The organism is Streptomyces gobiensis, from assembly GCF_021216675.1.
In the GTDB taxonomy this organism is placed as follows: Bacteria; Actinomycetota; Actinomycetes; order Streptomycetales; family Streptomycetaceae; genus Streptomyces; species Streptomyces gobiensis.
In genome coordinates this window covers 484,387-507,790 of the sequence record NZ_CP086120.1, presented here as the reverse complement: position 1 = coordinate 507,790, position 23,404 = coordinate 484,387, and the positions used below count along the sequence as shown (strand labels likewise).

The window sequence follows — 23,404 nt, the reverse complement described above, 5'->3', positions numbered from 1 at the left end:
TCACAGGCGCCGGGTGGCGAGCGTCAGCCGGTCGCGGGCCTCGAAGAGCGCGTCCACGATCTTGCGCTTGTGGGCGGGGGTCAGCCGGGCCACCGGTACCGAGCAGCTGATCGCGTCCCGGGCCGGGGCGCGGTAAGGGATGGCGACACCGAAGCAGCACAGGCCCAGGGTGTTCTCCTCGCGGTCCACCGCGTAGCCCTGCTCCCGCACCAGGGCCAGCTCCTCGATCAGCCTCTCCCGGTCGGTGGTGGTGTGCTCGGTGACCTGCGGCAGTGCCTGCGGCAGCAGCTCGCGGACCCGCTCATCGCTGTAGGTGGCCAGCAGGGCCTTGCCCAGCGAGGTGGAGTGGGCGGGCAGCCGCCGCCCGACGCGGGGAGACGGGCGCAGATAGTGCTGCGACTGGCGGGTGGCGAGATAGACGACGTCCGTGCCGTCGAGACGGGCCAGGTGAATGGTCTCGGTGGTGTTCTCGGAGAGTCGGTCCAGCGTTGGCCGGGCCGCGGTCACGACCTCGTCGCCGTCGATATAGGAGGTGCCGACGAGCAGCGCCCGGACGCCGATGCCGTAGCGGGTCCCGGTGGAGTCCGTCTCGACCCAGCCCAGCTCCGCCAGCGTGCGCAGCAGCATATAGAGGCTGGACTTTGGGTATCCGACGGCCTCCTGGACGGCCGCCAGGGAGTGCATACCGGGCCGTTCGGCGAAGTACTCCAGCAACTCCACCGTTCGCACCGCCGATTTGACCTGCGCTCCGCCCGGCTCGGCAGCTGGCATCGTCCGTGATCCCTTCGATGTGTGAACAGCCATGGAGTCCCCGGCGGGGATTCACCTATGGGGACGGTGTTCAGCATATCGAACGAGTGTGGCTGTTCACCTGCGGGTGAGCGGTCAGCGGGAAGGCTGAAACTCGTCCATACGTGGGGTTGGGGATGCCTCGTGTTCACCTCAGGGGTGTCGCACAGTCAAACTACGGTCCTAATATCCGATCCTCGTCACCCCTTCCCGGCGGCCATCGCGCGCCGGAACATTTGAACCAGTGAGGACGGAAGATGTCTGCTGACCGCCCCGTGTTCCCCGAGATCGACCCTGATGAGGTGAGCTCCAACCCCTCCGGCAACCGGCTGTTCACGGATGTGGTCGCCTCACGGATGTCCCGCCGCGCCGCCCTGCGCGGTGGGACCGCGGCGGCTGCGGGCTTTCTCGTCCTCGGTACCGCGACGGGCACCCACGGTGCCACGGCGGCGGAGGCCGGTGGGGAGGGCACTGATTCAGCCAAGAGCGACAAGGGTGGCAAGGGCGGCAGAGGGCTGCTCGGCTTCGCGCCGGTCGGCACCCATGACAGGGATGAGCTCACCGTCCCGGAAGGCTATGAGACCCAGGTACTGATCCCCTGGGGCACGCCCATCCGGCCCAGCGGTCCCGCGTGGAAGAAGGACGCCTCCAACACCGCCGCCGAGCAGGCCGAGCAGGTCGGCATGAACCACGACGGGATGCATTTCTTCCCGCTCGGCTACGGGAGGAAGGGCAACGAGCGGGGCATGCTCGTGCTCAACCACGAGTACATCGACCAGCAGCTGCTGTTCCCCGACGGCCCCGATGAGATGACCCGGCAAAAGGTCGACAAGGCACTGGCCGCGCATGGCGTCAGCGCCGTCGAGATCGCCCGGAACCGTGCGGGTGTCTGGGAGGTCTCCGAGTCCCGCCGTGCCCGCAAGGTCACCGGCACCACACCGGTCGCCTTCTCCGGTCCGGTCTCGGTCAACCATCCCGAGCTGCGGTCGGACAATGAGCCCATGGGCACGCTCAACAACTGCTCGAACGGTGTTACCCCCTGGGGCACCTACCTCACCTGCGAGGAGAACTGGAACGGATACTTCGGCACCGAGGACAAGACCTGGGAGCCGACGGAGTCGCAGAAGCGCTACGGGGTCTCCAACTCGGGCTTCGGCTACCGCTGGCACCTGGCCGACCCGCGTTTCGATGTGGCGGTCAACGGCAAGGAGCTCAACCGCTTCGGCTGGATAGTGGAGATCGACCCGATGAACCCCCGGGCGAAGCCGGTCAAGCGCACCGCGCTGGGCCGGATCAAGCACGAGGGCTGTGCCGCCACCGAGTCGCGCGGCCGGGTCGTCGCCTACACCGGGGATGACCAGGACGGGGACTACATCTACAAGTTCGTCGGCAAGGGCTCCTGGCGGATGCGGCGTGCCATGGGCCAGAGCCCGCTCGACCACGGCACGCTCCATGTCGCCCGCTTCGACGACGACGGCAGCGGCACCTGGCTGCCGCTCGTCTTCGGCGAGGGACCACTGACCGCCGAGAACGGCTGGCAGGACCAGGCCGATGTGCTGATCCGCACCCGCGAGGCCGCCGACGCGGTCGGTGCTACGCGCATGGACCGCCCCGAGTGGATAGCGGTCAACCCCAAGAACAAGGATGTCTACGCCACCCTCACCAACGGCCAGGGCTGGGAGGGCAAGGGCAACCCGCGCACCCCCAACCCGTACGGGCACATCATCCGCTGGCGGGAGAAGCACGGGGACAACACCGCCACCACCTTCAACTGGGACATCTTCCTGCTCGCCGGTGACCCGGCCTACGACGATGCCGTCGAGCTGGACGAGACCAATATCCTCGGCTCGCCCGACGGCCTGTCGTTCGACGCCGACGGCCGGCTGTGGATCCAGACCGACATCTCCAACTCCTCGCAGAATGTGCCGGAGAAGGGCTACGACAACATCGGCAACAACGCGATGCTGACGGCTGACCCCAGGACCGGTGAGATCCGCCGCTTCCTCGTCGGCCCGCGCGGCGCCGAGATCACCGGCATGGCCATCACACCTGACCAGCGGACGATGTTCGTCAACGTTCAGCACCCCGGTGAGGCCAGCGCGGCCTGGGGCAAGCCCACCCCGGCCGACCCCCGGGCGGTGAGCAACTGGCCGGACTTCGACCCCGAGGGCCGTCCGCGCTCGGCCACGGTGGCCATTCGCCGTACCGACGGCGGAAAGATCGGCGCCTGACCGGCGAGAGGTGACCGGGGCGTATAAGGGCGGCTTGGCGTCTCCCGAACAACATCGGCAATGGACAGGCCGGAAAACGGCCCGGACAGTGATCCCATGGAGAGTTTGGGAGGCGCCGAGTTCGCGCCGCAGCTGACGTACCTCAATACCGCGTCTCATGGCCTGCTTCCGGCCCGCACCACCGCCGTACTGCGGGACGCGGTCGAGGAGATGGCCAGTGGACGGATCGATATGGTCCGCTACTTCGAGCGGACCGAGGAGGCCCGGGCCACCTTCGCCCGGCTGGCGGGCGTTCCCGCGAACCGGGTGGCGACGGGTGCCAGCGTCGCCGCGCACGCCGGGCTGATCGCCGGATCACTGCCCGCCGGTGCGGAAGTGCTGGTGGCCGAAGGAGACTTCAGCTCCCTGGTCAACCCCTTCGTGATGCGCGCCGACCTCAAGCTGCGCTCGGCGCCGCTGGCCGAGCTGCCGAACGCGGTGCGCCCTGGCACCCGGCTGGTCGCGGTCAGCGCGGTGCAGTCGGCCGACGGCCGGATCGCCGATCTCGCCGCGGTCAGCGCCGCGGCACGGGTGCATGGCGCCCGTACTCTGGTCGACACCACCCAGGCCACCGGCTGGCTGCCGCTTGACCACGGCGCCTTCGACTACACGGTGTGCGGCGCGTACAAGTGGCTGATGTGCCCGCGTGGCGCCTCCTTCCTCACCGTCCCGGCGGACGGTGGCGATCTGCTGCCGCTGTACGCGGGCTGGGTCGCGGGCGAGCGTCCCTGGGAGAGCTGCTACGGGCCCGTTGCCGAGCTGGCTGGTTCTGCCCGGCGCTTTGACGAGGCCCCGGCCTTTCTGCCGTATCTGGGCGCGGCGGCTTCTCTCGCCCTGGTCGAGGAGCTGGGCCAGGAAGCGATCGGCGCCCATAATCGTCTGCTCGCCGAGCGCTTCCGTACGGGAGCGGCCGCGCTCGGCCTGGAGCCGGTGCCCGGCGACTCGGTGATCGTGGCGGTGCCCGGTCTGGGCGCGGCCGCCGGGCCGCTGGCTCGGACGGGTGTGAAGGTCTCCGTACGGGCCGGGAACCTTCGTGCCGCGTTCCATCTCTACAACACGGTGGGGGATGTGGAGCGGCTGCTGACTGCGCTGGGATCGGCTGTGCAGGCCTGACGTCAGCGGGGCGGGGGTTCCCCAATTCCCGCCCCTTCCCGGCTGTGCCGGTATGCGGCTCCGCCGCGTGGCGGGGCTTCGCCCGGCTGCGGGGGTGCTGTGGGTGGGTGTCCCCGTATCCCGCCCCTTCCCGTAACCGGGGCTTCGCCCCGGGGCCCCGGGGTTTGCCGGTGCGGGCCGGTGGCCGGGTGTTGTGCCCACCAGGCGTCGCGAGCTCCGTTACGGGGTTAGCCGGAGCGTCGTGGCTGGTGCGGGTGGGTGGTTGCGTAGCAGGGTGGGCCCACGCCCTCGCGGGGCTGGGAGTGCCCACAACAGTCATAGGTGGGTGGTGAATATCCAGCTGCCTGTCGTGTAGAGCGCTGTGGTGACCAGGATGATGGCGATCAGGTTCAGGCCGATGCCGCCACGGATCATCTGGCCGATGGTGATCTCGCGGGAGCTGAAGACCACGGCGTTCGGCGGGGTCGCCACCAGCAGCATGAACGCACAGGTGGCGGCCAGCGCGACCGGCAGCGCCAGCAGCAGCGGACTGTGTCCCAGGCCCTGGCCGACCACGGCCATGATGGGTACGAAGATGGCGGTCGTCGCGGTGTTGCTGGTCAGCTCGGTCAGCAGCAGGACCATCCCGGCGATGACGACCACCAGAAGCAGCGTCGGGATGGTGTCCAGCGAGGCGACCCGCTCACCGATCCACGGGCCCAGCCCGCTCTGTTCCGCGCCGAACTGTCCGGACAGGCTGAGTCCCCCGCCGAACAGCAGCAGGATCCCCCAGGGCAGCTCCCTGGTGTCCTCCCAGACCAGCACCCGCCTTCGGCCGTGCCGTTCGACCGGGAGGAGAAACAGCAGCATGGCGGCCAGCATGGCGACCCCCGCGTCGGAGACATGCTCAGCCACCCAGGTGACATGGGGCTTCAGCACCCCGACGAGCACCCAGAGCAGCGCCGCCCCCAGGAACACCGCGAGGACCGTCCACTCACCCCGGCTGATCGCGCCCAGCTCTCGCCTGCGTTCCTGAATCAGCTCCTGTCCGCCGGGTATATGCGTGATCTTCGGTTTGAAGACCAACTGCGTCAGCACAGCCCAGGCGATGACGAGGAAGACCGCGGCGAGCGGCACGCCGAAGAGCATCCACTGGGCGAAGCTGATGTCGATGCCGTATTCGCTCTTCAGATGGCTCTGCAGGAACGCGTTGGGCGGGGTGCCGATGATGGTGCCCAGTGAGCCGATGGACGCCGCGTAGGCGATACCGAGCATCAGCGCGGTGGCGAAGTTGGGGTCCCGGTGCCCGTCGCGCAGCTGGGCGACCAGGCCGAGCACCGCGACGCCGATCGGCAGCATCATCACCGCGGTGGCCGTATTGCTGATCCACATGCTCAGCAGCGCGGTGGCGAGCATGAAACCGCCGATCATCCGCACCGGGCTGGTGCCCACCAGCTGCACGGTGGCCAGCGCGAAGCGGGTGTGCAGATGCCAGCGCATCATCGCCAGGGCGATGATGAAGCCGCCCATGAACAAGAAGATGATCTCGTTCGCATAGGGCGCGGCGACCTCACCGATCGGGGCCACCCCCAGTACCGGGAACAGCACCAGCGGGGCCAGGGCGGTGACCGGCAGCGGCAGCGCCTCGGTCATCCACCACACGGCCATCAGCCCAGCGATGGCGGCGACGGTCTTGCCGTCCGCGGACAGGGAGTCAGGAAGCGTCAGGCGCAGCAGAATCGCCAGGAGCACACCGCCGAGAAGTCCTGTCCACTGCCGGGGCACCACAGTGGGGTCGGCAGAGCTGTCTTCGTACTGAAGTTCCATCCGTGACACGGCTCACCTCACGTTGACAGTTGGCCGGGACAACTTCCCACCGGTACCAGGGCAGAACAAGAACTGGGCGTCACCCCGTGCACGGGATGACGCCCAGTTCACTCACTGTTCTCGGTTAGTTGCCAGCTACCTCACCGGTGTGAAATCGCGCGCACCGATGAACTCCGGGCGCCGGATGGGCGCCGCGAACGGCTCAACCGCGGGGTTCTCCACGCTGTTGAACACGATGAAGACATTGCTCCGCGGGTAGGGCGTGATGTTGTCGCCCGAGCCGTGCATGCAGTTGCAGTCGAACCAGGTCGCTGATCCGGCCTTGCCCGTGAAGAGCTTGATGCCGTGCTGGTCGGCGAAGCCGGTCAGCGCCTCATCGGACGGGGTGCCCGCGTCCTGCATCTGCAGTGACTTCTTGTAGTTGTCCCTCGGCGTGGCGCCAGCGCAGCCGAGGAAGGTCTTGTGCGACCCCGGCATAATCATCAGCCCGCCGTTGGTGTCGTAGTTCTCCGTGAGTGCGATCGAGACCGACACGGTCCGCATATTCGGCAGACCGTCCTCCGCATGCCAGGTCTCGAAGTCCGAGTGCCAGTAGAAGCCGCTGGCCCCGAAGCCCGGCTTGACGTTGATCCGGGACTGGTGGACATAGACGTCCGAGCCCAGGATCTGCCGTGCCCGGCCCACTACACGTGGGTCTCGCACCAGGTTGGCGAAGACCTCGCTGATTTTGTGCACCTCGAACACGGACCGGACGTCCTGCGACTTCGGCTCGATGATCGAGCGCTCGTCGGCACGGATGCCCGGGTCCGAGATGAGCCTTTCCAGTTCCGCGCGGTAGACCGTCACCTCGTCCGGGGTGATCAGCTGGTCGATCGCGAGAAACCCGTCCCGCTCGTAGTCCCCCAGGTCCGAGGCCGTGATCGGCCCCGGCGTACCCGGTTCGGACCACACCACCGGATCCCTCCGCGGAGTAGCCACCTCGGCTGCTCCTCTGGTCGGGTACAGGTCGGCGGTGCGCTCGGGTGCGGTGGTCATGGGGTTGCCTTCCTCTCCTCTCGTACGGCCCTGTCTCTCTCAGTGGGAGGCTCTCAGGTCAGCTCAGCTGGCGTTGTCAGCTGGCGTCGTCCTCGGTGAGCAGCGGGTAGACACCGTTCTCGTCGTGGTCCTCCCGGCCTGTCACCGGCGGGTTGAACACGCACACGACCCGGAAGTCGGTCTTCGGGCGCAGTGTGTGCTTCTCATGCCCGTCGAGCAGGTACATCGTGCCCGGGGTGATCCAGTGCTTCTCACCGGTCTCATCGTTTGTGAGCTCGGCCTCACCTTCTACGCAGAGTACGGCCTCGACGTGGTTGGCGTACCACATCGATGTCTCGGTACCCGCGTAGAGCACGGTCTCGTGGAGCGAGAACCCGACACGTTCTTTCGCCAGGATGAGGCGCTTGCTGCGCCAGGTGCCGGAGGCCGACTTGATGTCGCGGTCGGTGTCCTCGATTTCCTGAAGGGATCGGACGATCACAGTGCGTGGTGCCTTTCTGTTCTTGCGATTAAAGGGGGCGGCCCGCTCCGGAGACCGGAGCGGGCCGTCAGGGGTGGCTTCAGACGGTTTCGCGGACCGCTCGGGCCAGGACGCGCAGACCCTCGTCCAGCTCCTCGGGGGTGATGGTCAGGGCGGGCAGCAGCTTGACGACCTCGCCCTCCGGACCGGAGGTCTCGATGAGCAGCCCCAGCTCGAAGGCGCGCTTGGCGACCTTCCCGGCGAGCGGCTTGTCCCGCAGCTCCAGGCCCCAGACCAGGCCACGGCCCCGGTACTCGACCACGGCCTCGGGGTGCTCCTCGGCGATGCCCCGGAGGGTGGCCTCGACCTGCTCGCCGCGGGCGAGGGTCTGCTTCTCCATCTGGCCGTCGGCCCAGTAGGTCTCCAGGGCGGCGGTGGCCGTGACGAAGGCGGGGTTGTTGCCGCGGAAGGTGCCGTTGTGCTCGCCGGGCTCCCAGATGTCCAGCTCGGGCTTGAACATGGTCAGCGACATCGGCAGGCCGTAGCCGCTGATGGACTTGGACACGGTCACGATGTCGGGGGTGATACCGGCTTCCTCGAAGGAGAAGAAGGCGCCCGTGCGGCCGCAGCCCATCTGGATGTCATCAACGATCAGCAGCATGTCGTGCCGCTCGCACAGGTCGGCCAGGGCGCGCAGCCACTCGGCCCGGGCGACGTTGATGCCGCCCTCGCCCTGCACCGTCTCGACGATGACGGCGGCGGGCTTGTTGAGGCCGGAGCCGGAGTCCTCCAGCAGCCGCTCGAACCAGATGAAGTCCTGGGTCCGGCCATCCAGGTAGTCGTCGAAGGGCATGGGCGTGCCATGCACCAGGGGGATGCCGGCGCCCGCGCGCTTGAAGGCGTTACCGGTTACCGCGAGTGAGCCCAGGGACATGCCGTGGAAGGCGTTGGTGAAGGAGACGATCGCCTCACGGCCCTTGACCTTACGGGCCAGCTTCAGCGCGGCCTCGACGGCGTTGGTGCCCGTCGGGCCCGGGAACATGACCTTGTAGGGCAGGTCCCGGGGGCGCAGCACGATGTTCTGGAAGGTCTCCAGGAAGCCGCGCTTGGCGACGGTCGACATGTCCAGGCCGTGGGTGACGCCGTCGCGCTCCAGGTAGTCGATCAGGGCGCGTTTGAGGACCGGGTTGTTGTGGCCGTAGTTGAGTGATCCGGCGCCGGCGAAGAAGTCGAGGTAGGTGTGACCGTCCTCGTCGTACATATAGCTGCCCTGGGCGCGGTCGAAGATCGTGGGCCAGCCACGGCAGTAGCCACGCACCTCCGACTCCAGGGTCTCGAAGACGCTCAGGTCGGGCTGGGTGATGGTCACAGGAAGCTCCTGGGAGGTGAGTCTTGGGGGGAAGAAGTCTTGGGGGTCGGAGCGGCTCAGCGCAGTGCGTCGGCCAGGGCCGGAATCGGCCCGATCCGGTACAGCACTTCGGGCTGGTGGCCGCCGCCGGGGAACGCCTCGCCGTCGAACAGCACCTCGCGCTCCACCGCGGCGCCATGCCGCTCGGCGTAGGACGTGAACAGCCGGTTGGAGGGGGCGTTGTCAGGTGTGACGGTGGTCTCGATGCGGTCTATGCCCAGGTCCAGGGCGACCCGCGAGGTCAGCCCGTCCAGCATCGCTCCGGCCAGTCCGCGGCCACGCTGCGAGTGGTCCACCGCGACCTGCCAGATGAGCAGGGTCCGCGGGTGCTGCGGGCGGGTGTAGCCGGTGATGAAGCCGACCGGATCGCCGTTCCCGTCGCGAGCCACAACCGAGGTGGCGGCGAAGTCGCGACACCACAGGAGATAGCTGTACGAGGAGTTGAGGTCGAGTGCCTGCGAGTCACGGGCGATCCGCCAGATCGCGGCTCCGTCCTCAACTCGTGGCGTGTCGAGCTTCAGCCCCTCCGGTATTTCGAGGAATTCGCTATGGGCACGTGCATGGTCTGCTTGTGCGGGGGTCATGCGGATTGAATTTACCCAGGAGAATCTGAAATTGCATCGTTGGAAGGGGTTACGAAGAAGGCAGATCTGTGTTATCGCGCGGGGGCGCGCCTGCGCGCACCGGAGCGGTAAAACCGGAGGTCATGTCAGGAAACGCCGGTATGAATCGGGCGTCCTGTGGAGTGTGTCACATGTGCGTAACAGCGGCGAGACTTGTCCGAATTACGGTGGTTCTGTTTAGCGAAAATTTAGCGTTTGAGCCGCCGCAAAGCGGGCATAAGAATACGGGCGCCTACGCTAAATGACCTGCCTTGCACGTATCCTATTCGGTGGCTGAGCCGTTGGCAGCTGTTTTCGCAGGTTCCGCAGATTTCACTTGAGCAGTCTTCCGGGAGAAGGTACCCCGGAGTGCCGTCCATGTGAGTCGGGCGGCCTCGTACAGTGCGTTTATGAGTGAGAGCGCGGTGCTGCACATCAAGGGCCGGGTCCTGGTCGGGCCTGAGGACGTACGGGACGAGCTGTGGGTCGTAGCCGGCCGGATCACCTTTGACCGGCCCCGTGGCGCCCGTGAGGTGTCCACGCTGGCGGGCTGGACGCTGCCCGGCCTGGTGGACGCGCACTGCCATGTGGGGCTCGACGCCCATGGCGCGGTCGATGAGGCGACCAGCGAGAAGCAGGCCCTGACCGACCGGGAGGCCGGCACGCTGCTCATCCGGGACGCCGGTTCGGCCGCCGACACCCGCTGGATCGATGACCGCGAGGATCTGCCGCGCATCATCCGGGCGGGCCGGCATATCGCCCGTACCAGGCGTTACATCCGGAACTACGCGCATGAGATCGAACCGGCGGACCTGGTGGCGTACGTCCGCCAGGAGGCCCGGCGGGGCGACGGCTGGGTCAAGCTCGTCGGTGACTGGATCGACCGCGAGGCCGGCGATCTGAGCCCCTGCTGGCCGCGTGACGCGGTCGAGGCCGCCATCGCGGCCGCCCATGAGGAGGGCGCGCGGGTCACCGCCCACTGCTTCGCCGAGGACTCACTGCGCGATCTGGTCGAAGCGGGCATCGACTGCGTTGAGCACGCCACCGGGCTGACCGAGGAGACCATTCCGCTCTTCGCGGAGCGTGGTGTCGCGATCGTGCCCACGCTGGTCAACATCGCCACCTTCCCCCGGCTCGCGGACGGCGGTGAGGTGCGGTTCCCCCGCTGGTCCGCCCATATGCGGCGACTCCATAAGCGGCGCTACGACACGGTGCGCTCGGCCTACGACGCGGGGATCCCGGTCTTCGTCGGTACGGACGCGGGGGGCTCGCTCGCGCACGGCCTGGTCGCGGCGGAGGTTGCTGAGCTGGTGAAGGCCGGTATCCCGGCGCTGGACGCCCTCTCCGCGACCACCTGGGGAGCACGGGGCTGGCTTGGCCGCCCCGGCCTGGAGGAGGGGGCTTCAGCGGATCTGGTGGTCTATGAGTCCGATCCACGGGCGGACGTCCGGGTGCTGGCGGGACCGCGGCGCGTGGTTCTGCGGGGACGCGTTATGCAGTAGGGGCACCGGATTCGATCACCCATGCGCAAACACCCCGTATGGGTGAACTGATAGGACGTTGGTGGCGGGTTCACCCTCCGTGAGTGAACGATGGCGTGGTCTCAGTCACCGGGCGAGCGATGTCCCCCGCCATTGGCCCGTGCCGGTGACACCAAGCCATCTGTGGGGGTTCCACAACGTGAACAAGTCTGTCTTCAGCATGCTCGCAGCCACTGCCCTGGTGGGCGTGGTCGCTGTTCCGGCGCACGCCACCGGGGCCGGTGACCAAGGGGAGGCCAGCGCGAGCGTGCTCCGTACCAACCTGAACATCGGGCTGCTCGACAAGACCGAGGTGCCGTTCGCCGTCGCTGTCAACGAGGTGAAGGCGCCCGGCAAGAGCGGAGGGAGCGAGGAGAAGACCACGCTCACCGCCAAGCTGGACGGGGTCGGCCACGGCAAGCCGTTCCCCGTGCTGCGCGCAGATGTCGCCAGCGCGAAGGCCAAGGCTCACGAGCACAAGGCCGCGGCCCATGTCCGTCTGGCCCACGCCAAGGTCTATGTGCCCGGCAAGCCGCTGCACCCGGTCGTCGAGCTTGAGAAGGTGACGTCCCAGGCATTCTGCCCGGCCGGTGAGCAGCCCAAGGCCGAGGCCAATGTGCTCGGTTGGGTGAAGCTGCTCGGCAAGAAGGTGAAGCTCACGGCGGCCGGTACGACCACGGTTGAGGTGCCGGAGGTCGGCAAGGTGCGGCTGGACCTGTCCAAGACGCATACGACGTCGCGGACATCGGCTGCCAGCGCGCTGATCCTGAGCGTCTCGGTCAAGCCGCTCGCCCTCAATGTCGCCGATGTGGCCGGCAAGATCACGCTCGCCGAGGCGAAGTGCCGGACCCCGCACGGACAGAAGGAGAACGGCGCGGAGAGCGGCTCCAAGGGAGAGAACGGCACCGACCACAAGGACGGGCACAACAGCGGAGAGTCCGGCAAGACCAGCGGAACCGAGGGCACTGGAGGAACTGCAGGGAACGGAGAGACGGCAGGGACCGGCACGGCGGCACAGCCGGAGAAGGCCGCGGCGGGGCTGAAGGCGGCCGAGGCCGGAAACGCGCGGAGCGAAGAGACGGAGAAGACGGAAGGAAAGACGGACCAGACCGAAGCGGCCTCCGGTGACCTCGCCGCGACCGGCAGCAGCTCGGCCACGCCGTACATCGCGGGCGGCGCGGCCCTTCTCGTCGGCCTGGGCGGCCTGCTGATGCTGGCCCGGCGCCGCAAGAGCTGATGCGTCGCCACCACTGAGGCGGCGGCGGCCTCACTCCACCCCGGCCGCCGTCAGCGCGTGGGCGAAGCGGTCCGTCGTCGCGCGGTCACGTACCGCCAGCCGGAGCCACTGCGGGCCCAGTCCCGGAAAGGTGTCTCCCCGGCGGACCGCGAAGCCCAGTTCCCGCAGCCGGGCCCGCAGCGCCATCGCCGCGGGGTGGTGTACGAGCACGAACGGCGCCTCGGCTCGCGGTGACGCCAGCCGCAGCTGGCCGAACCGTGCCAGCCGGGCCAGCAGATGGGCCCGGTCGGCGGCGAACTCCTTGGCCGCCGTCTCGGCCTCCAGCAGCGCCTCGGGGCCGCAGCAAGCCTCCGCTGCGGTCAGCGCCGGGGTGGAGACCGGCCACAGCGGCTGATGGTGGGCCAGCGCGGCGATGGTCTGCGGACCGGCAAGTACGTAGCCGATCCGCAGACCGGCCAGCCCCCAGGTCTTGGTGAGGCTGCGCAGCACGACCGTATGGCCGGGAAGCTCCCCGATCCGGCCCGCCAGGGACTCCCGCTCGCCCGGCACCGCGTCCATGAACGCCTCATCGACCACCAGGGTGCGGCCCGGGCGGGCCAGCGCGGCGAGGGAACTCGCCGGGTGCAGCACCGACGTGGGGTTGGTCGGATTGCCGACCACCACCAGGTCGGCCTGCGGGGGGACGGCCGCCGGGTCCAGCCGGAAGCCGCTCCGTTCGCTCAGCAGGGCGCGGTGGACCGTATGCCCGGCATCGCGCAGCGCGGCCTCCGGCTCGGTGAACTGCGGATGCACCACGGTCGGATGGACGGTGGGCAGTGCACGGGCGATGAGGACGAACGCCTCCGCCGCTCCCGCCGTCAGCAGCACATGGTCCTCGGGCAGACCGTGGCGGTGGGCCACGGCCCGCCGGGCGGCCCGGCCGTCCGGATAGGCCGCCAGCTCATCGAGCGAGGCGGCGATACGGGCCTTGAGCCAGCCCGGGGGAGTGCCGGTGCGGACATTGACCGCGAGATCGGTCAGCCCGGCACCGGCCCCCCGTATCTCCGCGTCACCGTGATGCCGGAGATCAGGCTCGGCAGACCCGGCAGACCCGGCAGACCCGGCAGACCCGGCAGGCCCGGCAGGCTCAGTGGGCGTGGGCATGGCCGCCGTGGTGATGGTGGTGATGGCCCCCGTCACCGCTGTCGTCCGGGTGGTAGTGCGGCTGCTGCGGCATACCGACCTTGTCCTCGAAGCCGGGCAGCGCGACCCGGTAGACGCATGAGTCGCAGTTCATCCGGATGTCGCCCTCGATCGCCTCCTCATAGCGCCGCAGCACAAGCCCGGCCAGCTCATCGGTGGGCCCGATGACATCCGCGGAGCGGACCTCGACCTCCGGGTTGGCATCCGCCCAGCCCCGCGTCTGAAGCTTCACCCGCTCCGGGAGGATGCCGGTGAACAGGAAGTACGGCAGCACCACGATCCGCTTCGCACCCAGCGCCCGGCAGCGGTCCAGACCGGAGGGCACATCGGGCGCGGCGAGCGAGACGAAAGCCGTCTCCACACCGGCGTAACCCCGGCCTTCCCACAGCAGCCGGGCCGCCTTGTACACCTCCGCGTTGGCGTCCGGGTCGGTGGAGCCCCGGCCGACCAGCAGCACCGTGGTGTCGGCCCGGTCGGCGGGGGTACGGGCACCGCCGCCCAGTGCCTCGTCCAGCCGGCGCTCCAGCACGCTGAGCAGCGCCGGATGCGGGCCCAGGGGACGGCCGTACGCATAGCTGGTGCCCGGATGGCGCTCCTTCTCCCGGGCCAGGGCGGCCGGAATGTCGCCCTTGGCGTGTCCGGCCGAGACCAGCATCAGCGGCACCGCGGCGTAATGGCGCACCCCACGCTCGGCCAGCTCGGCGACGGCGTCGGTGAGCGGCGGCGGGGACAGCTCGATAAACCCGCCCGCGACCGGGATGTGGGGATTCCGCTCGCCCAGCTCACGGACGAACGAGCGGAAGGCCTCGGCTCCATCGTCATCACGGGTGCCGTGACCGACGAGAAGCAGCGCGGGCGGGGTAGTCACGAATTCTCCTTGAGGGTGGTGCGGTGTGGGTTCTCTGTGTAGAGGAGGGCGTTCAGCGCGGCCGCGGCGACGGCCGAACCGCCCTTCTCCGAGACATTGCTGACGGCCGGAAGCCCGCTCTCCCGCAGGGCCGCCTTGCTCTCCGCGGCCCCGACGAACCCGACGGGCAGGCCGATGACCAGGGCGGGGGCGGCCTTCAGGCTGATCAGCTCGAAGAGCGCGGTGGGCGCACAGCCAACCACCCAGACGGCGCCGGGGCCGACCTGCTCATAGGCGAGCCGGACCGCGTGCGCGGAACGGGTCAGCTCCGGCCCCGCCTTGGCGTCTGCGAGGCGGCAGACGGTATCGCGGCGGGTGATCCCGGCCGCGACCATCTCCACATCGGTGACCACGGGGGCGCCCCGCTGATGCAGCGCGGTGTGCGCGGCGGACAGCGCGGCCTCATCGGTGATGAGATCGGTGGCGTACTCAGGATCGGCGCTGGAGTGGATCACTCGCTCCAGCACCGCCCGGGTGAGCGGCGGAAGCCGGGAGGTATCCAGCCGGGACCGCAGAATGCGGTAGGACTCCTGCTCAATGGGGTGGACCGGGCGGCCGGTTGTCACGACCTCGCCTCCTGCCAGCGGTAGCCACGGGGGGTGACCATACGGCCGGCCACGGTACGGGTAGCGGTGTTGCCGACGGTCACCACGGTCATCATGTCCACGTCTGCGGGATCGATTCCGCCCAGGGTCGTGAGCGCGGCACGCTCATCGGGGCGCGAAGCGTTGCGTACGACGCCGACCGGGGTGGCCGGGTCCCGGTGCTCGGCGAGGATGCCCAGCGCCTTGGGCAGCTGCCAGTCGCGGCCCCGGGAGCGGGGGTTGTAGAAGGTCACGACGATATCCGCTGTGGCAGCGGCCCGGACCCGGCGCTCGATCACCTCCCAGGGAGTGTGCAGATCGGAGAGGCTGATCGAGACATGGTCATGACCCAGCGGCGCCCCCAGAATCGCGGCGGCGGCCAGCGCGGCGGTAACCCCCGGCACGCCCACGACCTCGATATCCGCCGAGGCCTCGGCCAGAGCGGGAGAGGCCATCGCGTAAACCCCCGCGTCGCCGCTGCCGATCAGCGCCACGGCGTGCCCCGCACGCGCCTCGGCCACGGCGGTACGGGCCCGCTCCTCCTCGGCGCCCAGGCCCGATTCCAGGATCCGGGTGCCGGGGCGCAGCAGATCGCGGATCTGGTCCACATACTGATCGAGGCCGACCAGCACCGAGGCACGGCGCAGCTCATCGCGGGCACGCGGGGTGAGCAGATCGCGGGCGCCGGGGCCGAGGCCGACCACCGCGAGACGGCCCCGGGGACGGCGCCGGGCGATGGCACAGGTGGCCATGGCCGGGCGGGACCCGGGGGCGGACTTCCGCTTGGGGACGAGGAGTCCGGCCCCCTCGCCAGCGGTCAGCAGCGCTGCCGCCTCGGCGACGCTGGGGGTGCCAACGGCCTCGCGCGGCGCGTCGGACGGGTTCGGCACAGCGACCTGGGCCAGCGCCTCAGCCGGGTGAGTACGCAGCGGCACACCGAGCCGCTCGGCGGCCGCCAGGATGCCGGGCTCCTCCGCCTTGGCGTCCACGGTGGCCAGCTTGGCAACGGAGTGCGGGGAGAGCCCGGCCTCCTCAAGGGCTTGCTCGATCAGTTCGTGGACCTCGTCGGCGGGCGCACCCCGGCTGGCGCCGACACCGATGGTGAGCGACGGCGGCCGGAGCACGGCTTCGCTCTCGCTGAGCGGCACGGCGCGGTCCGTGACCCGGAGGACGTACGCCCCGCGCGCGTTGTCCTCCGCGAACCCCTCGCTGTGCGGCATGGACGTCACGCACGGCGGCAGCGCCGGAAGCGGCCACTGCCCGTCCGCGCGAAGTGCGACGGGCGCACCATCCAGGATGGCGCGGCTGACGGCCGCGACCGCGCCTTCCACCGGCCAGCCGAGGGTGTCCAGGCCGGGAAGGCCGACGGCGTCGGTCGCCGTCGTGATGACGGGACGGCAGCCGGGCAGCATATCGGCCACCGCCAGCGCCAGCGTATTTCCGCCGCCCGCGTGGCCGCCCAGCAGGGACACCGCATGCTGCTGCGCCTCATCGACACAGACCACACCCGGATCGGCGGTCTTGCTCTCGAGCAGCGGGGCGAGGATACGGACCGTGGCGCCGGTGGCGAGGAAGCAGACGAGCTGGTCGCACTCGGCGAAGGCACGCCGCACGGCCCCGCGCACGGTCGGACCGTCATAGACCCGCGTACGGTCCGGCCATGCCGCGGCCAGCCGGTCGCGGGCGGCAGCGCCTGCCGCCGTGGCGGAGATGAGGCCGATCAAGGGGTAACTCCTTCGACACCGGGCTCAGGGGGCTTTCCCCTGGTGCCCCACAGAACGAACACGGGATTGGTGGCGGCGAGACGGGTCACCTCGCCGGGGAGCGGGGCCAGCCGGGAGGAGTGCAGCAGCACACCGTCGACGGTGAGATCCGCGGCGGCCAGCGCGGCCCGTACCCCGGGGACGCGGTCCAGCGCGGCAAGGGTCACGACAACGGTGCGACGGGCGCGCCTGGCGCAGGCTGTGACGATCGCGGGCAGCTCCCGGCCGCCGCCACCGATGAAGACGGCGTCCGGGTCGGGGAGTTGGTCCAGCACCGTGGGGGCGGCCCCGTGCACGGTCTGCACATCGACACCATGCGCGGCGGCGTTGGCCCGGCAGCGTCCGGCGCCATCGGCGGTCTGCTCCACGGCGATCGCCGCCGCACCCAGCCGTGCGCACTCCACAGCGACCGAGCCGGACCCGGCGCCGATATCCCAGATCAGCTCACCCAGGCGCGGCCCCAGCCGGGCCAGCGCGAGCGCCCGCACCTCGTACTTGGTCACCATCGAGTCCCGGTGCGCGAAGTCGCCCTCCGGCAGCGCCCAGCCGGCGGGCGGTGCCGGGGGACCGGCGAGGGTGCGCTGCGCGGGCGCGAGCGCCCTGGCGGGGTCCAGACACAGCACCACGCTGACCGGATCCGGCCAGTCACGGGCGGCCGCCTCGGCCGGGGAGAGCCGTTCGACGCTCTCGGCCGGGCCGCCCAGCGCGGCGGCGACCACCAGGGTGCGCTCGATACCGGTACCGGCGAGCGCCGCGCCCAGCTCGGCCGGCCCCGCCCCGGGGCCGGTGAGGACCGCGGTCTTGGGGCGGGCGCGGCAGACGTTGACCGCGGTACGCAGTGCGCGGCCATGCGCGCTGACCACGGCGGCGTCGTCCCACGGCAGCCCGGCCCGGGCGAAGGCCACGGCGACGGACGGCATACAGGGCCGGATATCGAGCCGCCGCGGCCCGAACCGTTCAGCGAGTGCCCGTACGATCCCGAAGAACCCGGGATCGCCAGAGGCGAGGACGAGCACCCGGCCCCGTACGAGGTGCTTCTCGATCGCGTCCAGCGCGGGGGCCAGCGGCCCCAGGACAACGCGCTGGACACCGGGCGGCACGACGGCGGCGTCAAGATGGCGCCGAGCGCCGACGACCAGAGACACGTCCTCCCACGCTGTTTCCCACGCCGCCTCGCCCCGCACGACGGCATCCGTACCGGTGCCTACGACAGTGATCACGGGCGGCCGGTCCGGTGCTGGGCGCGCAGCGCCTTACGGGCGTCGGGGTCGGCCCGGCGGAAGCCATGGAAGTGACCGGGGTGGTAGAGATGCGAGCGGGTGCCGGAGGCGGACAGGGCGGGGCCGACGAGGAAGAGCGTGTGCTTCCAGAGCTTGTGCTCCTTCACCGTCTCCTCCAGCGTGCCGACCGTGCAGCGCAGAATCAGCTCCTCCGGCCAGGTCGCCTGATAGGCGATGATGACCGGGGTGTCGGTCGGATAACCGCCCTCCAGCAGCTCCACGGTCAGCTGCCCGGACCGGGCCGCCGACAGGAACAGCGCCATCGTCGTACCGTGCCGGGCGAACTCCCGCACCTCCTCGCCGGGCGGCATGGGCGTCTTGCCGCCACCGAGCCGGGTGAGGATCACCGACTGCGCCACCTCCGGGATCGTCAGCTCACGCTGGGCGAGCGCCGCGACGGCCGAGAACGAGGACACCCCGGGGATGATCTCCACCTCGATGCCCAGCTCCTGGCAGCGGTCCACCTGCTCCTGAGTGCCGCCCCACAGCGCCGGGTCCCCGGAGTGGATACGGGCGCACCGCAGCCCCGCGTGCCGCGCCCGCTCATACACCGCGATCACGTCCTCCAGCGACATCGCCGCCGAGTCAAGGATCTCAACGCCCTCGCGAGCGTGCTGAAGCACCTCCTCCTGCACCAGGCTGGCGGCCCAGATCACGATGTCGGCCTCCGCGATGGCCCGCGCCGCACGGAAGGTCAGCAGATCGGCGGCGCCCGGACCGGCGCCCACAATGGTCACCTTGGCAGTCACAGCTTGTCCCCCCGTGAGCCCCGGTGGGCGGGGGCGATCAGTGTGGACAGATACGGCAGTGGCCCGCCGTCCAGCTCGGCGGCGGACCGGATCGACTCCTCGGGCAGCCCGAGTGCCGAGCCCCACACCGCCCCGTCGATACGGCCCGTATCCCGCAGTGCGCCGGCGACTTCGGCGGCGAGCCGCCCGAACTTGTACGCCACCACCGTGCCGGGCCCCTCCAACGCCTCTTTCAGCACCGCCGACCCGGCGGTGACCGGCACCAGCGTCAACGGCTCCGTCCCCTCGGTCAGTACGGCGCCACCGCGTGCGGCCAGATCCTGCATGGCCGTGATGCCCGGCACCGTCTCCACGGTCACCCCGGCCACCAGCTCGCCGACGGTCTGGGCGAGATAGCTGAAGGTCGAGTACACATTGGGGTCGCCGATCGTCGCGAAGGCCACCGTGCCGTGCTCCCGCAGCAGGGCCGCGACGCGCTGACCCGCCGCGTCCCAGGCCGCCTCACGACGGGCCCGGTCACTGCGCTCATTGAGCGCGAACACCACCCGGACCACCTTGGCGGAGTCCACATAGTGCAGCACGGTCGCCTCGGCCCGGCCGCGCTCTCCCGTATCCATCACGGGGACCACCACGATCTCGGCGTCCCGCAGGGCGTTCACACCCTTGACGGTCACCAGCTCCGGATCGCCGGGGCCGACCCCGACCCCGATCAGCCGTGGCTCGCTGCTCGTACGGCTCGTACGGCTCGTACGGCTCATACAGCACACCTCTCTACGAAGCGCTGAGCCAGTGACGGCTCAGCTGCCCAATGCACATGCAGATAGGAGGCATGCACGTTCTCCTGCACAAACCCTTCAGTCCGCCGCCTGGGGTGGATAAATCCCCACGCGGCCGTCGCTCCCGCCCCCGGCTCCATGGCCGTGCGGTGGAACTCATGGCCGCGCACCCGGGTCCCGGCGGCGGCCAGCGCGCTGTCGCCGATGGCGACCGCCTCCCGGTATCCCAGCGTCAGCTTCTGCGTCATCCGGGCGGTGGCGTCCAGCACCCCGCACATCGGTTTCCCGTCCAGCTCCCGGGCGAGATACAGCAGTCCGGCGCACTCGGCGGCGATCGGCCCGTCGTGGGCGGCCACGGCCTTGCGCAGCGGCTCGTTCGCCGACAGCTCCGGCGCGTACACCTCGGGGAAGCCCCCGCCGATGACCAGGCCGCGGGTGCCCTCGGGCAGCGCCTCGTCCCGCAGCGGGTCGAAGGTCACCACCTCCGCGCCCGCGGCACCCAGCAGCTCGGCGTGCTCGGCGTACGAGAAGGTGAACGCGGGCCCGCCCGCCACCGCCACCACCGGACGCCGCGAGGTCTCCACAACGGGCGGTGCCCAGGGGGTCTCCGGCAGCCTCGGCGCGCTACGGGCCAGCGTCAGCAGCGCCGCCAGATCGACGCCCGCACGGATCTGCGCAGCCAGCGCCCGTACCGCGTCAACCGCCTCCGTACGCCGCTCGGCCACCGGCACCAGGCCGAGATGGCGAGAGGGCGTACGGACCTGGGGAGCCCGGCGCAGCGCGCCCAGCACCGGCACGCCCGACTGATCGAGCGCCTCGCGCAGCAGCTCCTCGTGCCGGTCCGAGCCGACCTTGTTGAGGATCACCCCGGCGACCCGTACCTCCGGATCCCAGGACGCGAAACCATGCACCAGCGCCGCGACCGAGCGGGACTGCGAAGAGGCGTCGACCACCAGGACGACCGGTGCCCGCAGCAGCTTGGCCACATGCGCCGTCGAAGCCAGCTCCCCCTGCCCGCCCGCCCCGTCGTACAGCCCCATCACACCCTCGACCAGCGCCAGATCAGCCCCGGCCGCCCCATGCAGAAAGAGCGGCGCGATCCGCTCCGGCCCGCACAGATACGCGTCCAGATTGCGGCCCGGCCGGTCTCCTCGCGGGGAGGACACAGCCAGCGCGTGGTAGCCCGGGTCGATGTAGTCCGGCCCCACCTTGTGCGCGGACACCGCGAGACCGGCCGCCGTGAAGGCGGCCATCAGACCCGTGGCCACGGTGGTCTTGCCGCTGCCCGAGGCGGGCGCGGCGATGACCAGCCGAGGTACCGCTCCTACCATTCGATGCCCCGCTGGCCCTTCTGCCCGGCGTCCATCGGGTGCTTCACCTTGCCCATCTCCGTCACCAGATCGGCGGCGTCCACCAGCCCCTGCGGAGCGTTGCGTCCGGTGATGACGACATGCTGATTGCCCGGGCGGGTGCGCAGGGTGTCAATCACCTCATCGGTGTCCACCCAGCCCCAGTGCATCGGATACGCGAACTCGTCCAGCACATAGAGCCTGTACGTCTCGGCCGCCAGATCCCGCTTGACCTGCGCCCAGCCCTCGCGGGCCGCCTCCTCGCTGGACTCGATGTCGCGCTGCACCCAGGACCAGCCCTCGCCCATCTTGTGCCAGGCGACGGTCCCGCCCTCGCCCGAGTCGCCCAGCACCCGCAGCGCGCGCTCCTCACCGACCTTCCACTTCGCCGACTTGACGAACTGGAACACCCCGATCGGCCAGCCCTGATTCCAGGCCCGCAGCGCCAGCCCGAAGGCGGCCGTCGACTTGCCCTTACCTATACCGGTATGCACGGCGATCAGCGGACGGTTGCGCCGCTGGCGCGTGGTGAGCCCGTCGTCCGGTACGACAGTCGGCTGTCCCTTAGGCATTACGCGGCCCTCTTCCGTCCGTTGCGTACATCCTTCACCAGCGCGGACACCGCGTCCGCGCGCAACTCCTCCAGCGTCACCGCCGGACCGCCCAGCTCCTGGGCGAGCGCGCCCGCAAGACCGAGCCGTACCGGCCCCGACTCACAGTCGACGACCACCGACGCCGTCCCCTCGGCGGCCAGCAGCCGCGCCGCCCGCTGCGACCGTACGACCGGCTCAGGCCCGCCGGTCGCCCGGCCATCGGTGACCGCGACCAGGAGCGGGCGGCGGGACGGGTCGCGCATCCGCTCCACCCGCAGCACCTCGTGCGCCTTGAGCAGCCCGGCCGCAAGGGGGGTCCGGCCACCGGTGGGCAGCGACTCCAGCCGGGCGGCGGCCGCGTCAACGGACGACGTGGGCGGCAGCACGACCTCGGCGTCCGCCTTACGGAAGGTCACCAGGCCGACCTTGTCCCGGCGCTGGTACGCGTCCAGCAGCAGGGACAGTACGGCACCCTTGACCGCGCTCATCCGCTGCCGGGCCGCCATCGAGCCGGAGGCGTCGACGACAAAGAGGACGAGGTTGGACTCCCGCCCCTCCCGTACCGCTTCCCGGAGGTCATCCCGGCGGACCACCAGCCCCGGCCCGGACCGGCCGCGCGCTCGCTGATGCGGGGCGGCGGCCTGCACGGTCGCCGCCAAGTGCAGCTTGGACAGGGTGCCCTGGGGCCGCCGCGCCCCGGTGGTCCGCCCCTGCGCGGTACGCGCCCGGGAACGCCGCCCGGCAGCGCCTTCGCCGAGGCCGGGCACGGAGAGGGCACGCGCCTTGAACGGCTCGGCGGCCGGGGCCGGGGTCTTGTCGCCGCCGCCCTCCGCACCGGGGGACTGCTGCTCGGGCACGGACGGCTCGGGCGCCGCGTCTTCCGGCTGACCGCCGTCATCCTGCGGCGGCTGACCACCGGGACCGCCGTCCGGGCCGTCGGGACCATCGGGGTCCGGATCGTCGTCCTCGCCGCTGTTCTGCTCCAGGGTCTCGTCGAGCTTGTTCTCGTCCAGTCCTGGTGCGTCGAACGGGTTCCTGCGCCTGCGATGGGGGAGGGCCAGCAGCGCCGCCTGTCGCACATCCTCGGCCAGTACATCCGTACGTCCCGCCCACGCGGCCAGCGCGGTCGCGGCGCGGGCCATGACGATGTCGGCCCGCATGCCGTCCACCTCGAAAGCCGCGCACGTGGCAGCGATCTGCCGCAGCGCGGCATCGCCCAGCCGTACGCCCGGCAGCAGCGCCCGCGCGGCGGTGATCCGCTCCCGCAGGGCCGTCTCCTCGGCCTCCCACTGGGCGGCGAACCCGTCCGGATCGGCGTCATAGGCGAGCCTCCGTCGTACGACCTCCACCCGCTCATCGGTCTCCCGCGATGCGGCGACCTCGACGGTCAGCCCGAACCGGTCCAGCAACTGCGGGCGCAGCTCGCCCTCTTCGGGGTTCATGGTCCCGACGAGCAGGAAGCGGGAGCTGTGCCGTACGGAGACGCCTTCGCGCTCCACGTAGGAGGCGCCCATGGCGGCGGCGTCCAGCAGAAGGTCGACCAGGTGGTCGTGCAGGAGGTTGACCTCATCGACATACAGCACGCCTCGGTGCGCGTCGGCCAGCAGACCCGGTTCGAATGCTTTGACGCCTTCGGAGAGCGCCCGCTCGATGTCCAGCGCCCCAACGAGCCGGTCCTCGGACGCCCCGACCGGCAGCTCCACCATCCGGGCCGCACGTGCGGTGCCGGTCCCGGTCTCATGTGGCCCATCCGGGCAGCCCGGGTCCGGTGCGCCCGGATCGCAGGAGAAGCGGCATCCTGCGACGACCGGAACCTCGGGCATGAGTGCCGACAGGGCCCGCACAGCGGTGCTCTTCGCGGTGCCCTTCTCACCGCGGACCAGGACGCCCCCGATCGCCGGGGACACCGCGTTCAGCAGCAGACCCAGCCGTAGATGGTCCATCCCGACGATCGCGGTGAACGGGTACGGGGTGCTCACGC

20 protein-coding genes are annotated in these 23,404 nt (G+C 70.3%); 4 read left to right on the top strand and 16 right to left on the bottom strand.

All coding sequences use genetic code 11. From position 1 onward, the window contains the following. Positions 1 to 771: an IclR family transcriptional regulator gene (locus test1122_RS02445; RefSeq protein ID WP_232267497.1), complete on the bottom strand. Its 771-nt coding sequence runs from the start codon at positions 769 to 771 to the stop codon at positions 1 to 3. Positions 772 to 1,046: 275 nt separating this feature from the next. Between test1122_RS02445 and test1122_RS02440 the strand changes: the two genes are divergently transcribed. Together test1122_RS02440 and test1122_RS02435 are read left to right on the top strand one after the other, a co-directional pair. After that, entirely contained in the window at positions 1,047 to 3,020 is a 1,974-nt protein-coding gene (locus tag test1122_RS02440; RefSeq protein WP_232267496.1) for a PhoX family protein, read from the top strand. Positions 3,021 to 3,116: 96 nt separating this feature from the next. After that, positions 3,117 to 4,172: an aminotransferase class V-fold PLP-dependent enzyme gene (locus test1122_RS02435; protein WP_232267495.1), complete on the top strand. Its 1,056-nt coding sequence runs from the start codon at positions 3,117 to 3,119 to the stop codon at positions 4,170 to 4,172. 315 nt (positions 4,173 to 4,487) lie between these two features. Here test1122_RS02435 and test1122_RS02430 read toward each other — a convergent pair whose 3' ends face one another. The 5 genes from test1122_RS02430 to ectA form a co-directional block, all read right to left on the bottom strand. Then, positions 4,488 to 5,978, bottom strand: a complete 1,491-nt coding sequence (locus test1122_RS02430) for an SLC13 family permease (RefSeq protein WP_232271720.1) — start codon at positions 5,976 to 5,978, stop codon at positions 4,488 to 4,490. Positions 5,979 to 6,113: 135 nt separating this feature from the next. Next, a complete protein-coding gene (gene thpD / locus test1122_RS02425; RefSeq protein ID WP_232267494.1) occupies positions 6,114 to 7,013 on the bottom strand; it encodes an ectoine hydroxylase in 900 nt (299 codons plus the stop codon). 76 nt (positions 7,014 to 7,089) lie between these two features. Then, on the bottom strand, positions 7,090 to 7,494 hold the full coding sequence (locus test1122_RS02420; protein WP_232267493.1) for an ectoine synthase: 405 nt from the start codon (positions 7,492 to 7,494) through the stop codon (positions 7,090 to 7,092). A gap of 79 nt (positions 7,495 to 7,573) precedes the next feature. Further along, positions 7,574 to 8,842: a diaminobutyrate--2-oxoglutarate transaminase gene (gene ectB, locus test1122_RS02415; protein ID WP_232267492.1), complete on the bottom strand. Its 1,269-nt coding sequence runs from the start codon at positions 8,840 to 8,842 to the stop codon at positions 7,574 to 7,576. Positions 8,843 to 8,898: 56 nt separating this feature from the next. After that, a complete protein-coding gene (ectA, locus tag test1122_RS02410) occupies positions 8,899 to 9,465 on the bottom strand; it encodes a diaminobutyrate acetyltransferase (protein WP_232267491.1) in 567 nt (188 codons plus the stop codon). A 428-nt stretch (positions 9,466 to 9,893) separates the two neighbouring features. Here ectA and test1122_RS02405 point away from each other — a divergent pair, with 428 nt between their 5' ends. Then, entirely contained in the window at positions 9,894 to 10,985 is a 1,092-nt protein-coding gene (locus test1122_RS02405) for an amidohydrolase family protein (protein ID WP_232267490.1), read from the top strand. A gap of 178 nt (positions 10,986 to 11,163) precedes the next feature. Further along, positions 11,164 to 12,240, top strand: a complete 1,077-nt coding sequence (locus tag test1122_RS02400; RefSeq protein WP_232267489.1) for an SCO1860 family LAETG-anchored protein — start codon at positions 11,164 to 11,166, stop codon at positions 12,238 to 12,240. Positions 12,241 to 12,270: 30 nt separating this feature from the next. On the opposite strand, the gene cobC is transcribed toward test1122_RS02400, so the two are convergent. The 10 genes from cobC to test1122_RS02350 are packed head-to-tail and all read right to left on the bottom strand — an operon-like array spanning position 12,271 to position 23,402. Next, positions 12,271 to 13,383 (bottom strand): Rv2231c family histidinol phosphate aminotransferase CobC, encoded by a 1,113-nt coding sequence (gene cobC / locus test1122_RS02395; RefSeq protein WP_232267488.1) that lies wholly within the window; start codon positions 13,381 to 13,383, stop codon positions 12,271 to 12,273. Further along, entirely contained in the window at positions 13,367 to 14,290 is a 924-nt protein-coding gene (locus tag test1122_RS02390; RefSeq protein ID WP_232267487.1) for a sirohydrochlorin chelatase, read from the bottom strand. Before test1122_RS02390 ends, cobC begins: the two co-directional genes overlap by 17 nt. After that, positions 14,287 to 14,895, bottom strand: coding sequence for a precorrin-8X methylmutase (locus test1122_RS02385; protein WP_232267486.1), 609 nt, complete (start codon positions 14,893 to 14,895; stop codon positions 14,287 to 14,289). Before test1122_RS02385 ends, test1122_RS02390 begins: the two co-directional genes overlap by 4 nt. After that, positions 14,892 to 16,637 (bottom strand): precorrin-3B C(17)-methyltransferase, encoded by a 1,746-nt coding sequence (gene cobJ / locus test1122_RS02380; RefSeq protein WP_232267485.1) that lies wholly within the window; start codon positions 16,635 to 16,637, stop codon positions 14,892 to 14,894. Before cobJ ends, test1122_RS02385 begins: the two co-directional genes overlap by 4 nt. Then, the gene (gene cbiE, locus test1122_RS02375; RefSeq protein ID WP_277879788.1) at positions 16,634 to 17,896 is read right to left on the bottom strand and encodes a precorrin-6y C5,15-methyltransferase (decarboxylating) subunit CbiE; all 1,263 of its coding nucleotides are present in this window, start codon (positions 17,894 to 17,896) and stop codon (positions 16,634 to 16,636) included. The genes cobJ and cbiE overlap by 4 nt, the downstream gene beginning before the upstream one ends. Then, positions 17,893 to 18,705, bottom strand: coding sequence for a precorrin-4 C(11)-methyltransferase (cobM, locus tag test1122_RS02370; protein ID WP_232267484.1), 813 nt, complete (start codon positions 18,703 to 18,705; stop codon positions 17,893 to 17,895). The genes cbiE and cobM overlap by 4 nt, the downstream gene beginning before the upstream one ends. Further along, on the bottom strand, positions 18,702 to 19,463 hold the full coding sequence (gene cobI, locus test1122_RS02365; RefSeq protein ID WP_232267483.1) for a precorrin-2 C(20)-methyltransferase: 762 nt from the start codon (positions 19,461 to 19,463) through the stop codon (positions 18,702 to 18,704). Before cobI ends, cobM begins: the two co-directional genes overlap by 4 nt. Then, positions 19,460 to 20,812, bottom strand: coding sequence for a cobyrinic acid a,c-diamide synthase CobB (locus tag test1122_RS02360; RefSeq protein WP_232267482.1), 1,353 nt, complete (start codon positions 20,810 to 20,812; stop codon positions 19,460 to 19,462). Before test1122_RS02360 ends, cobI begins: the two co-directional genes overlap by 4 nt. After that, on the bottom strand, positions 20,806 to 21,402 hold the full coding sequence (cobO, locus tag test1122_RS02355; protein ID WP_232267481.1) for a cob(I)yrinic acid a,c-diamide adenosyltransferase: 597 nt from the start codon (positions 21,400 to 21,402) through the stop codon (positions 20,806 to 20,808). Before cobO ends, test1122_RS02360 begins: the two co-directional genes overlap by 7 nt. Then, positions 21,402 to 23,402: a putative cobaltochelatase gene (locus test1122_RS02350; RefSeq protein ID WP_232267480.1), complete on the bottom strand. Its 2,001-nt coding sequence runs from the start codon at positions 23,400 to 23,402 to the stop codon at positions 21,402 to 21,404. The genes cobO and test1122_RS02350 overlap by 1 nt, the downstream gene beginning before the upstream one ends. Positions 23,403 to 23,404: the final 2 nt, after the last annotated feature.